The organism is Streptomyces sp. NRRL F-6492 (assembly GCF_001280125.1).
Taxonomy (GTDB): Bacteria; Actinomycetota; Actinomycetes; order Streptomycetales; family Streptomycetaceae; genus Streptomyces.
This window is the reverse complement of the sequence record NZ_LGEG01000039.1, coordinates 1-12049: the sequence shown is the minus strand read 5'-3', so window position 1 is coordinate 12049 and position 12049 is coordinate 1. Positions and strand designations below refer to the sequence as shown.

The window sequence follows — 12049 nt, the reverse complement described above, 5'->3', positions numbered from 1 at the left end:
GGTGTCGGTGGGGGGTCCGGACGCGGGGGAGCCCGGGGGTGCGGTGCCGGCCGGGTGGGGGGTCTGCGGCTGATCGTTCGTCACCCCACCGCACTTTAGACCGTAATGTCTTGTTTGCCGGTGGTCTACGCCCCTGACGCGGTGAACTCCTCGTACGCGGCCACCACCTCCCGCGCCGGGCCGTCCATCCGGAGCGTCCCCGCCTCCAGCCACAGGGCGCGCTCGCAGGTCTCCGCGACGGTCGAGTGCGAGTGGCTGACCAGGAGGACCGTCCCCGCCGCCGCCCGCAGCTCCTCGATCCGCCGCCTGCTCCGGTGGCGGAAGCGCGCGTCGCCGGTGGCCAGGGCCTCGTCGATCAGCAGGACGTCGTGGCTCCGCGCGGCGGCGATGGAGAAGCGCAGCCGGGCGCCCATCCCGGAGGAGTACGTCCGCATCGGGCGGGAGATCGCGTCGTCCTTCTCGTTGACGCCCGAGAAGTCGACGATCCCGGCGTAGCGCTCGCGGACCTCCGCACGGCTCATGCCCATGGCCAGGCCGCCGAGGACCACGTTCCGCTCGCCCGTCAGGTCGTTCATCAGGGCCGCGTCGACGCCGAGGAGGGCGGGGCGGCCGTGGGTGTGAATCCGGCCCCGGTCGACGGGCAGCAGCCCCGCGACGGCCTTCAGGAGGGTGGACTTCCCCGATCCGTTCGAACCGATCAGGCCGATCGACTCGCCCCGGTACGCGACGAAGCAGACTCCCTTGACGGCGTGGACCCGCTGCGCGGCCGGGCGCCGCCTCCACCGGCCGCCGCGCCCGTGCTCCTGCCCGTGTCCGTGCACGGTGTACGTGATGTGGACGCCGTCGACCACGACGGTCGGGATCCTCTCGTGCTCGCGCGTCTCAGCCACGGCCGTACGCCTCCTCCGCCTTCCAGAACCAGACGAAGCCGCCCGCGAAGGACAGCAGGGCCCAGCCGGCGGCGAGCGCCCAGACGTGCGGCGGCAGCCGGTCCTGGGTGTGGCTCCCGATCAGGGCGAAGCGCATGAGGTCGATGTAGACCGCCGCCGGGTTGCACCGGAGGGCGAGGACCACGCCCTCGGGGAAGCGCCCGGCGCTCGCCAGGTTCTGGATCGACCACATGGCGCCCGAGGCGTACATCCAGGTGCGCAGCGCGAACGGCATCAGCTGGGCGACGTCCGGGGTGCGGGCCGCGATCCGGGCCAGGGCGAGCGCCACGCCCGTGTTGAACAGGGTCTGGCAGCCGAGCGCGGGGACGGCGAGCAGCCAGCTCCACGCGGGGAACTGACCGCAGCAGAGGAGGATCACGACGAGCGCGGCGAGCGAGAGCAGGAACTGCTGGAGCTGCTGGAGGGCGAGCGAGAGCGGCAGGCTCGCGCGCGGGAAGTGCAGGGCGCGCACCAGGCCGAGGTTGCCGCTGATCGCGCGGGTGCCGGCCAGGAGCGTGTTGGCGGTGAAGGTCCACACGAAGACGCCGGTGATCAGGAAGGGCACGTAGTCGGGCACGCCGTGCTTGGCGTTCATCAGGACGCCGAAGATCAGGTAGTAGACGGCCGCGTTGAGGAGCGGGGTCGCCACCTGCCAGAGCTGGCCGAGGCGCGCCTGGCTGTACTGGGAGGTCAGGCGGGCGGTCGCGAAGGCGGCGACGAAGTCGCGGCGGGACCAGAGCTGCCGGACGTACTCGCGCAGCGGGGGGCGGGCCCCGCTGACGGTCAGTCCGTGCCGGAGGGCGAGCGCGCCGAGGTCCTCGGAGGGAGGAGGGGCGGTCCGTGGCGGGGGCGGCGCGAGGGTGGTGGTCATGGGCGGGCCTTCGGTGCGGGGTGCGGGGCGTCGTCGCGGCTCCGGGCGCGGTCGGCCGGTGCGGACGCGTGGATGATGACCACGACGGGACGGGTCCGTATCGTCGCTACGGGGACAGTAGGACGCTCCACGACGGAACGCAACCGTATCGTCGTCACGTAGCCGTTGGTTAGGATGCCGTCCATGACCGAACCGACCCCCCGCCGCACACCCGCCGGAGCCGCCGTGCTCCGCGAGGACGTGACCGAGGCCATCCGCGCCGCCGTCTTCGAGGAACTCGCGGCCGTCGGCTTCGCCCGGATGTCCATCGAGGGGATCGCCCGCCGCGCGGGCGTCGGCAAGACCGCCGTCTACCGGCGCTGGAAGTCCAAGCTCTCCCTCGTCCTCGACCTCGTCGGCGCCTTCGCCGCCCAGGGCCTGCCGGCGCCCGCCACCGGCTCCCTGTACGAGGACGTGCGCGCCCTCCTCCACGTGGCCTCGCAGGCCCTGAGCCACCCGGTCGCCTCGCGGGTCGTGCCCGACCTCCTCGTCGAGGCGGCCCGGCATCCCGAGATCGCCGACGCGGTCAAGGCCGCGCTGCTCGACGGACAGCAGGGCGTCGTCGCCCGGATCGTCCGCGAGGCCGTCGCGCGCGGCGAACTCCCCGAGGGCGCCGACCCGGACCGGGCCCTCGACCTGGTCGCCGGGCCGCTGTACTGGCGCCTCGTCGTCGTCCGCACCCCGCCGCCCCCGGGGTACGTCGACGACCTCGCGCGCGCGGCGGTGGCGGCGCTCAAGGGCTGACCCCGCGGGGGGTCACTTCACCGCGCCCGCCATCACCCCCGACGCGAACTGGCGCTGGAACGCGAAGAACACCACGAGCGGCACCACCATCGACAGGAACGCGCCCGGCGCGAGCACGTCCACGTTGTTGCCGAACTGCCGCACCTGCTGCTGGAGCGCCACCGTGATCGGCGGCGACTGCGAGTCCGCGAAGATCAGGGCGATCAGCATGTCGTTCCAGACCCACAGGAACTGGAAGATGCCGAGCGAGGCGATCGCCGGGCCGCCGAGCGGCAGCACCACCCGGGTGAACAGCCGGATCTCGCCCGCCCCGTCGAGCCGCGCCGCCTCCAGGAGCTCGCGCGGGATCTCCGCGAAGAAGTTCCGCAGCAGGAAGATCGCGAACGGCAGGCCGAAGGCCGTGTGGAAGAGGACCACCCCGGCGGTCGTCTCGAAGAGCCCGACCACCCCGAACAGCTTCGACACCGGCACCAGGGCGACCTGCACCGGCACCACGAGCAGGGCGACCACGCCCAGGAACCACCAGTCCCGGCCCGGGAACTCCAGCCACGCGAACGCGTACCCGGCGAACGAGCCGATCACCAGGACGAGCAGCGTGGCCGGGACGGTGATCAGGACGGTGTTGAGCAGGGAGCCGGTGATCGTGTCGTTCGCGAGCAGCTGGGCGTAGTTCTCCGTGGTCAGCCGGGCCGGGGCGGTGAACGCCTCCCACCAGCCGCTCGCCGCGATGTCGGACGGCGAGCGGAGCGAGGAGAGCAGCAGCCCGACCGTCGGCATCAGCCAGAACAGGCCCGCCAGGACGAGGAAGACCCGCACCGCGCCGGACGCGGCCACGGACGCGATCCGCGCCGCCGGGGAGCGGGCCGGGCGGGCGGGCCGGGCGGAGGCGGCGGAACGGGTCGGCCGGACGTCGGTCGTACTCATCGGCGGGCCTCCCTGCGCATGCGGCGGATGTTGAGGACCATCACCGGGACCACGAGCAGGAGCAGCAGGACGGCGATGGCCGAGCCGACCCCGAGGTCCGCGTCCGTACCGAAGGACGAGCGGTACAGCTGGAGCGCGAGCACGTTCGCGTCGTCCTGCGCCGAGCCCGGCGCGATCACGAAGACCAGGTCGAAGATCTTCAGCACGTTGATCATCAGGGTGACGAGGACGACCGCGAGGACCGGGGCCAGGAGCGGCACCGTGATCCGGCGGAACACCTGCCACTCGTTCGCCCCGTCCACCCGCGCCGCTTCGAGCAGTTCGCGCGGCACGGCCGCGAGCCCGGCCCCGATCAGGACCATCGCGAACCCGGCCCACATCCACACGTACGCCCCGATGATCGCGGGCGTGACGAGCGAGGGGCCCAGCCACTCGACGCCGGCGTACTGCTCCCGGAAGTTGCTCGCGGGCAGCCGCAGCACGGCTCCGTCCGCGCGGTCGGCGGGCAGGGCGAACGTGCCGTCGGCCGCCGCCGTCGCCGTGGCGACCACCTTCCCGTCCCGTACGGCCTCGATCCGCAGCCCCGCGAGGCCCCGTTCGGCCGGGTCGACCTCGTTCGGCCGCCCGCCGCCGCCCCGGGTGAAGTCCAGCCAGGCCGTGCCGGTGACCGTGCCCGGGTCCGTGCCGGCGGGCGGCGCGGCCGGGCGCGCGCCCTCCGGCATCTGCGCCGGCGCCACCCCGACCAGCGGGAGCCGTACGGGCCGGCCGGCCCGCACGGGTTCCTTCGTCACGAACGCGCCGTCCCCGGCCGCCTCCAGCGGGTGCACGGGCAGCGGTCTGGCCTTCGGGAAGACCGAGGACTCGGCGAAGGTGTCGTGCACGCCGACCCAGACGGCGTTCGCGACCCCCCGGTCCGGGTCCTGCTCGTACACCAGCCGGAAGATGATCCCGGCGGCCAGCATCGAGATCGCCATCGGCATGAAGACGAGCAGCTTGAACGCCGTTCCCCAGCGGACGCGTTCGGTCAGGACCGCGAAGACCAGACCGAGGGCGGTGGCGACCGCCGGGGCCACCACCAGCCAGACCAGGTTGTTCCTGACGGCGGTGCGGAGGGAGTCGTCGGTGAACAGGGCCAGGTAGTTGTCGAGGCCGACGAAGGAGGAGCCGGAGCGGTCGAAGAACGAGCGCTGGACGGAGTACCCGATCGGGTAGACGACGAGCGCGCCGAGCAGGAGCAGGGCGGGGAGGAGGAACCCCGCCGCCACGGCCCGGCTCCGCCCCCCGCCCCTGTCCCCGCTCCTTCCGTTCTTGTCCGTCCCGGTCGTGCTCCTCGCGCGCGTGGACGCGGTGGTGGACGCCATGGCGGGGACCTCAGCCCTTCGCGGCGGCCCGGTACGCCTTCGCCGCGTCCGCCTCCAGACGCGCCTGGGCCCCGGCGACGTCCTTCGGGTTCTTCAGGAAGTCCTGGAGCGCCTTCCACTCGCCCTTGCCGGGCGTCCCGCCGAACGACTGCGGCATCTGGTCCGACATGTCGAAGCGGAAGTCGTCACCGGCGCCGATCAGGGCCTTGGCGATCTCGCGCTGGACGTCGTTCGGATACGCCGCCGGGTCCAGGTTCTTGTTCGGCGAGAGGAAGCCGCCCGCGCCCGCCCAGATCTTCGCCGCGTCCGGGGAGGCGAGGAAGGCGAGGAGCGCCTGCGCGCCCTTGGTGTCCTTGAGGGCCACGGCCGCGTCGCCGGCCGTCACCACGGGCACGGTCCCGGCGTCCCCGACCTTCGGGAAGGGGAAGACCTTGGCGTCCGTGCCGATCTTCGCCTCGGTCTGGGCGATGTTGACGGCGGCGAAGTCGCCCTCGAAGACCATCGCGCCCTTCGGCTCGGCCCCGCCGGTGAAGGTCTGCGTCACCGAGGCCGGGTACTCCGTCTGCAGCGCGCCGCTCGTCCCGCCCGCGAGCAGCGACGGCTTGCCGAACAGCTCGGCGAGCGTGGTCAGGGCGGCGGTGACGGACGGGTCCGTCCACTTGATCTCGTGCTTCGCCAGTCGGTCGTACTTCTCCGGGCCCGCCTGGGAGAGGTAGACGTTCTCGAACCAGTCGGTGAGGGTCCAGCCGTCCGCGCCGCCGACCGAGACCGGCGTGACGCCGGACGCCGATATCGTCTCGGCGGTGGTCAGGAACTCCTTCCAGGTCTTCGGCTCGGCGGCGCCCGCGTTCTCGAAGACGGCCGTGTTGTACCAGACCAGCGACTTGTTGGCGGCCTTGAAGTAGACCCCGTACTGGGTGCCGTCCACCGCGCCCAGCTCCTGCCAGCCGCGCGAGTAGTTCGCGGCCAGCTGGGCCTTGGCCTCCGGGCCGGCCGGCTTGAGCCACTTCTGGGCGGCGGCCTGCTGGATCGCCCCCACCTGCGGGAGCATCGCCACGTCGGGCGGGGAGCCGCCCGCGATCTTCGTGCCGAGGAAGTTCACGATCGGGTCCTGGGCGGGCACGAACGTCACGGTCGCGCCGGTCCGCCTCTCGAACTCCTTCAGGACCTTGGTGAAGTTCTCCTGCTCCGGGCCCGTCCAGACGGCCGCGACCTCGATCTTCTCGCCCTTCAGGGAGAGGCCGCCGCTGGGTGTCGTCTTCGGGTCCCCGCCACCGCCACCGCCGTCGTCGCCGCAGCCCGCGAGGGCGAGCGCGGCGAGCGCCGTGAGTGCCGTGAAGGTCACGGCGGCCTTGCGTGGACGAAGAGTTGTACGCATCGCTGCCCCGTCTCTTTCGTGCGCTGAGCTGTCCCGTGCCGACAGGTCTACGCCCGGTGACGCGGGGGCCGCAATACCGCCTTCCGTGTCAAGTGGGCGATCGTGATTGCCTCGTGACGTGACGTCAGGAATTGCCCCGGGGGTGTTTCAGGTGTGGGCGATGGGGGAGAGGGGTGGCACGGGAGTCGCCTCCACCGAGCGGGCCGCCCGGTCGAGCGCGCTCGCGAGGAGGGCCAGGTCCGTCGGTCCGTTGCCCAGCTCGCGGACCGGGCGGCGGGTGGGCGGATCGCCCATCCGCTCCCACTCCAGCGGGACGACCGTCGGCCGGAGCGTCGCCGTCCGGGGGATCCGGCCGGTGACGCGGCCCGCCTGGAAGGGGGTCACCCGGCCGTCCGGGTGCCCGAGCCGGCCCCGCCCGGCCGCCGGGACGTCCGGCCCCGCCGTCACCGGGGGCGCGTCGAGCACGATCCGCAGCCGGGCGCTGTGGGCCGGCTCGGTGTCGGCCGTGCGGTCCGGACGGGCCGAGGTCACGACGAGGTGCACGCCGAGCCGCTCGCCGTGCCGGGCGACGGCCTCCAGGGCCCGCACGACGGACCCGGCGGCCGGCCGGCCGGGGGCGCCGAGCGCGGGCGCGACCAGGGCGTCGAAGTCGTCGACCAGGACGACCAGCCGGGGCAGCGCCCCGGCCCCCGCCGCCCTGACCCCGGCCGCCTCGCCCGAGGCGGGCCGGGGGATCCGGATCCCGGCCCCCTCGGTACGGCCCGCCCGCCCGCCGGAGCGCTCGCTCCCGTCCCCCGCGTCCGGGTACGGGCTCCGACTGCTCGGACGCCCACCCAGGTCGCCGTCTCCGGTGCGGGGCACGCGTCCGCTGGGGCGGTCGGCGAGGTCGCCGTCTCCGGTGCGGGGTACGCGCCTGCTCGACCTGCTGTCCAGGTCGACGTCCCCGGTGCGGAGGGTCCTGCCGCTCGGGCGGTCGTCCGGGTCTCCGCCCTCCCGGCGCGGCAGTCGCCCGCTGGGCGTGTCGGCCAGGAACGCGTCCGCCCCGGACCGGGCCGAACCGCTTCCGGGACGGGACACGCGCCCGCTCGGCCGGTCACCGTCGCCGACCCGGGACACGCGCCCGCTCGCGCGGCCGTCGAGGTCGCCCGTGCCGGGGTACGGGACCCGTCCGCTCGACCGGCCGGTCACGTCGTCCGCCCCCGGGTACGGGCTCCGGCCGCTCGGACGGCCGCCGGGGTCGTCCCCGCCGGGGTGCGCGCTCCGGCCGGTCGCGTCGTCCGCGCCCGGGTACGGCGTCCGGGCCGCCGTGCGGCTGCTCGGGAGGGCGCCGATCGTGCCGTCGCCCGTGCGGAGGGTGCGGCCGCTCGGGTGATCGCCGGTGTCCGGGAGGCGGACGGTCGCGCGGGCGCCCCGGGGGACGGACTCCGCCGCGCTCGGGGCGCGCTGGCCGATCAGCCGCTCGGCCACCTGCGGGGCGCGGGCGCCCCGGCGCTCGGCGAAGGGGGTGTCGCCCAGGAGCTCGGCCCGCCGCTTCAGCTCGGCGCCGAGCGCCTGCGCGAACTCCCGCATCCGGACCGGGTCCGAGGCGACCAGGTGCTCGGTGACGTGCGGCAGCTCCGTACAGGCCGCGAGGCCCTCGCCGCGCTCGCCGCCGGCCCCGTCCACGAGGAGCAGGCCGAGCCGGTCGGGCCGGCCGCCCGCCGCGAGCGAGGCGGCGATCGAGCGGAGCAGCTCCGTGCGCCCGCTGCCCGCCGGGCCCTCGATCAGCAGGTGCGGCCCCTCCTGGGTGAGGTCCACGGCCAGCGGGCCGTGCGGGCCCGTGCCCAGGACGGCCGTGCCGTCCCCGGCGGAGGCCCAGCGGGCCATCAGGGAGGCGGGGGTGGCCCGGGCGAGACCCAGCTCGTCGAGCAGCCGGGAGGACGGGGGCAGCGCGGCGGCCCGCCCGTGCGGCGCCGCCGAGGTCTCCGGCCGCAGCGGGGCGAGGGCCCGCCCGAACCGCTCGGCCCAGGCGACGGAGACCGCGTCGACCACGCCGACGGTGCCGTGGCCCGCGACGCGCCCGCCCGCGGTGCGCAGCAGCCGCAGCGCCGTCGCCACGTCCCCGCTCAGGAGCGCGGCGGCCCCGCACTCGCGGAACGCGAGGGACGCGGCGCACGCGGCCTCGTAGGTCGCGGCCACCGGCGAGACCGGGGAGGCGGAGGGCGCCTCGGCGAGACAGAGGAGGTGGATGCCGGCCGCCGCCCCGGCCCCCGCGAGCCGCGCCACGGTCTCGCGCAGCGCCGCCGTGCCGGGGTCGCCGTCCACGACGACGACCGTCCGGGGCCCCTCGTAGCGCGCGGCGGCCTCCGCGACGGACGCGCGGTCGGCGCTGGGCCAGCCGGGTCCGAGCGGGCCGTCGTCGAGCCGCCGGGTCAGTTCGGACGTACGCGCGTGGGCCTGCTCGCGGTCGTACGCCAGGAGCAGCCGGCAGTCCTGGCCGTGGGCCGGGCGGACGTGCGGGAGCCAGCCGAGCCAGCCCCAGGCGCGGCGCCGCTCCTCCAGGGAGCGGTTCCGGTCGGCGCTGACGAGGACGATCTCCAGGTCGGAGGGGGAGTGCAGGGCGGCGAGCTGGGCCACCACCGAGCGGGCGAACCCGGCGAGCCGGTCGCCGGGACCCGCGAGACCCAGCGAACCGGCCTCGCGCAGCCCGACCGTGACCGGCACCCCGGAGAGCTCGGCGCGGTCCGTGGTGCCGAGCCGGACCGCCAGGGACTCGGGGTGGTCGGGGTCCCGCTCCCAGAGCCGGGGGCCGGGGCCGAGGGCGGTGAGCAGGACGGTGGCCGGGTCGGGCCAGGTGTCGGCGCCCGGTACGGGCCCGCGGGCGCCGTCCCGGGCGCCGGGGTCCTGCCGGGCGGCCGCGTGCGTGTCGGGGGCCGGACGGGCCTCGGCCGCGGGGGCCGGAAGCTCCTCGCGGCCCCCGGCGAGGCGCCGGGCCCACGCGCCGAGCCCGCGCCTGCCGCCCGACCGCGGCGCGGTCGCGGGCTCAGCCTGGGCCTGGGACCGAGCGGCCGGGCCCCCGTCGCCGCTTCCGGCCGAGCCGTACGGGTCGTGGTGGCCGCCGTCAGGCGCGTGACCGTGCCCGTCGCGCGCGTGGTGGCCGTCGTAAGGGGCGTAGCCGCCGGCGTACGGGTCACCGTGGCCGCCGTCGGCCGTGCCGCCGCCCCACGCGAGCGCGTGCCCGCCGCCGTGGGTCGTGTCGTCGTCCGCCGGGCCGCCCGGGGTCGTCCCGGAGCCGCCCGCCGGGCCCGTCCGGCCGGTACGGCCCGTCGGGTCCGGCGCGCCGCGCGTGAGCCGCAGGTGGCCCTCGCCGTCCGGGGCCGTCGCCACCGCGTCCATACCGCCGGGGTCGTCGCCGGCGCCCGTCAGGCGGAGGGCGGACTCGCCGAGGCGCAGCAGCGCGCCCGGGCGGAGCCGGACCGGGCGCTCGCCGACGGGGGCGCCGTCGAGGGTCGTGCCGTTCGTCGAGCCGTGGTCGGCGACCGTGACGCGGCCGTCCCCGCCGACCGTCACCGTGCAGTGCGCGCGGGAGACGTCCGGGTCGTCGAGCGGGACGTCGGCGTCGACGGAACGGCCGATCCTGATCGCTCCGCCGTGCAGCAGGTGCACCCCGCCCGCGTCCGGCCCCGCCACCACGTGCAGCCGGGCGGCCGCGCCCTCCCCGACCCGGTCGTCCGGTCCCGGGACCTGGAGGGAGAGGACGGCGCCGTCGACCAGCGGGGGCTCGCCGAGCACGCAGCGCCGGCCGTCCAGCCGCTCCGCGCCCGCGTGGAGCACGGTCGTGCCCGAGGCGGAGGTCTCGGGGCCCGTGACGGCGGCGGCCAGCTGGGAGGCCACGGCGGAGAGCGCCGTCCCGGCGGGGGCGGTGACGAGCACGTCGCAGGCGCGCCCGGCGCCGTGGCCGGCGTGCGGCGCGAGGACGGTCAACCGGATCTGCATCGCCGTCAGCGGTCCCTTCTGCGCGACGTACCCGGCAGGGGAACCGCCCGTGTCTCCCCCCACCCGGCACGGACGCGTCGCCCGGTACAGGTCGGCACGGCGCGGGGCTCCCGACCCCATCGGTGCGACGTGCTGGGGGCATCCTCGCACCTGCCACCGACAGCGCGCCCGCCGGTCGGCCGCAAGTGATCTTGAATGGTCGGCTGTGGACGTAAAAGTGCCTGGTTGGGCATGCCTTCGGAACATGCCCGGCAACCGTCCCGCGCGCAGAAGCGTCTTCTTCCGGACAGGGTCGGGGTACGTTTCGGACATCTTCGGTCAGGAGCCCCTCCGGAAACGCCCTGTGGACGACCGGCCTGCGACCCGTTCGGCGGCACTAAAGTGGGTCGGACACCCGGACGGGTCACAACAGAGGACGGGGACCGCGGGGACACCTCGGGAACCACCCCAGACCACGATCAGCAGGGAGCGCGTGACGTGCGGCCTATCGGCAGCAAGTACCTGCTCGAGGAGCCGCTCGGCCGCGGCGCCACGGGCACCGTCTGGCGAGCCCGCCAGCGTGAGACGGCGGGCGCCGAGGCGGCCGTGCCCGGCCAGCCGGGCGAGACCGTCGCGATCAAGGTCCTCAAGGAGGAGCTGGCCAACGACGCGGACATCGTGATGCGCTTCCTGCGCGAGCGGTCCGTGCTGCTCCGGCTCACCCACCCGAACATCGTGCGCACCCGCGACCTTGTCGTCGAGGGCGACGTCCTCGCCCTCGTCATGGACCTCGTCGAGGGCCCCGACCTGCACCGGTACATCCGGGAGAGCGGACCGCTCACCCCGGTCGCCGCGGCGCTCCTCACCGCCCAGATCGCCGACGCGCTCGCCGCCAGCCACGCCGACGGCGTCGTCCACCGCGACCTGAAGCCGGCCAACGTCCTGCTCGCCGAGCGCGACGGCGCGATGCACCCGATGCTCACCGACTTCGGCATCGCGCGCCTGGCCGACTCCCCGGGCCTGACCCGCACCCACGAGTTCGTCGGCACGCCCGCGTACGTGGCGCCCGAGTCCGCCGAGGGCCGCCCGCAGACCTCCGCCGTCGACATCTACGGCGCGGGCATCCTCCTCTACGAGCTGGTCACCGGCCGGCCCCCGTTCGCGGGCGGCACCGCCCTGGAGGTCCTCCACCGCCACCTCAGCGAGGAGCCGCGCCGTCCCTCGACCGTCCCCGGCCCGCTGTGGACGGTCATAGAGCGCTGCCTCAGCAAGGACCCCGACCGGCGCCCGAGCGCCGTGAACCTCGCCCGCGGCCTGCGCGCGGTCGCCGCCGGCATCGGCGTGCACGCCACGCCCGCCCAGATCGAGGCGGCGGACGGCGTCGGGGCGCTCCTCGCCCCCGACCCGGCGCCCGCGCCGGTCCCCGGCGCCCCCGGGGCCGCCGACCCGACCCAGGTGCTGTCCCACGGCGCCCCCGGGTCCGCCGACCCCACCCAGGTGCTGCCCGCCGGGGCCGGGGCGCCCCCGCGGTACGACCCCGCGGGCGCGACCAGCGTCATGCCGACCGGCGGCCCGGGCGGCGGCGCCGACCCGACGACCGTCATGCCCCCCGTGCCGCCGGGCCCGCCGCAGGCCGGGCAGGCCGGCCAGGGCGGTCAGGGCGAGGAGCCGCACCCCTGGCAGAACCAGCTGCGCGCCGCCCGCGACCGCAACGAGCAGACGCAGGTGCAGTACCTGGACCCGAGCCAGGACCCCCTGCGCCGTCGCCCGCAGCGCCAGCCGCAGCAGCCCCCGCACCCCCCGCAGAACCAGAACCAGCAGCGGCAGCAGCCCCCGCCGTACCAGCAGC

8 protein-coding genes are annotated in these 12049 nt (G+C 75.8%); 2 read left to right on the top strand and 6 right to left on the bottom strand.

Annotation, left to right across the window (positions count from 1 at the left end):
- Positions 1–125: 125 nt before the first annotated feature.
- Both ADL08_RS05895 and ADL08_RS05890 read right to left on the bottom strand, forming a co-directional pair.
- The gene (locus tag ADL08_RS05895) at positions 126–890 is read right to left on the bottom strand and encodes an ABC transporter ATP-binding protein (protein WP_053640983.1); all 765 of its coding nucleotides are present in this window, start codon (positions 888–890) and stop codon (positions 126–128) included.
- Positions 883–1800, bottom strand: a complete 918-nt coding sequence (locus ADL08_RS05890) for an ABC transporter permease (protein ID WP_053640982.1) — start codon at positions 1798–1800, stop codon at positions 883–885. Before ADL08_RS05890 ends, ADL08_RS05895 begins: the two co-directional genes overlap by 8 nt.
- A 183-nt stretch (positions 1801–1983) precedes the next feature.
- On the opposite strand from ADL08_RS05890, the gene ADL08_RS05885 reads away from it, so the two are divergent.
- Positions 1984–2583, top strand: coding sequence for a TetR/AcrR family transcriptional regulator (locus tag ADL08_RS05885; protein WP_063885244.1), 600 nt, complete (start codon positions 1984–1986; stop codon positions 2581–2583).
- Between the two features lie 12 nt (positions 2584–2595).
- On the opposite strand, the gene ADL08_RS05880 is transcribed toward ADL08_RS05885, so the two are convergent.
- The 4 genes from ADL08_RS05880 to ADL08_RS05865 all read right to left on the bottom strand — a co-directional run bounded on the left by ADL08_RS05880 (position 2596) and on the right by ADL08_RS05865 (position 10221).
- Positions 2596–3507 carry a carbohydrate ABC transporter permease gene (locus ADL08_RS05880; protein WP_053640980.1) on the bottom strand — a complete coding sequence of 304 codons (912 nt, stop codon included), beginning with the start codon at positions 3505–3507 and terminating at the stop codon, positions 2596–2598.
- Positions 3504–4868 carry a carbohydrate ABC transporter permease gene (locus tag ADL08_RS05875; RefSeq protein WP_078968514.1) on the bottom strand — a complete coding sequence of 455 codons (1365 nt, stop codon included), beginning with the start codon at positions 4866–4868 and terminating at the stop codon, positions 3504–3506. Before ADL08_RS05875 ends, ADL08_RS05880 begins: the two co-directional genes overlap by 4 nt.
- Positions 4869–4878: 10 nt before the next feature.
- Complete coding sequence (locus tag ADL08_RS05870) at positions 4879–6246, bottom strand: ABC transporter substrate-binding protein (RefSeq protein ID WP_053640978.1); 1368 nt, start codon at positions 6244–6246, stop codon at positions 4879–4881.
- 147 nt (positions 6247–6393) lie between these two features.
- Positions 6394–10221, bottom strand: coding sequence for an FHA domain-containing protein (locus ADL08_RS05865; protein WP_053640977.1), 3828 nt, complete (start codon positions 10219–10221; stop codon positions 6394–6396).
- A 477-nt stretch (positions 10222–10698) separates the two neighbouring features.
- Between ADL08_RS05865 and ADL08_RS05860 the strand changes: the two genes are divergently transcribed.
- On the top strand, positions 10699–12049 hold a 1351-nt coding region (locus tag ADL08_RS05860; RefSeq protein WP_053640976.1), incomplete at its 3' end, for a serine/threonine-protein kinase.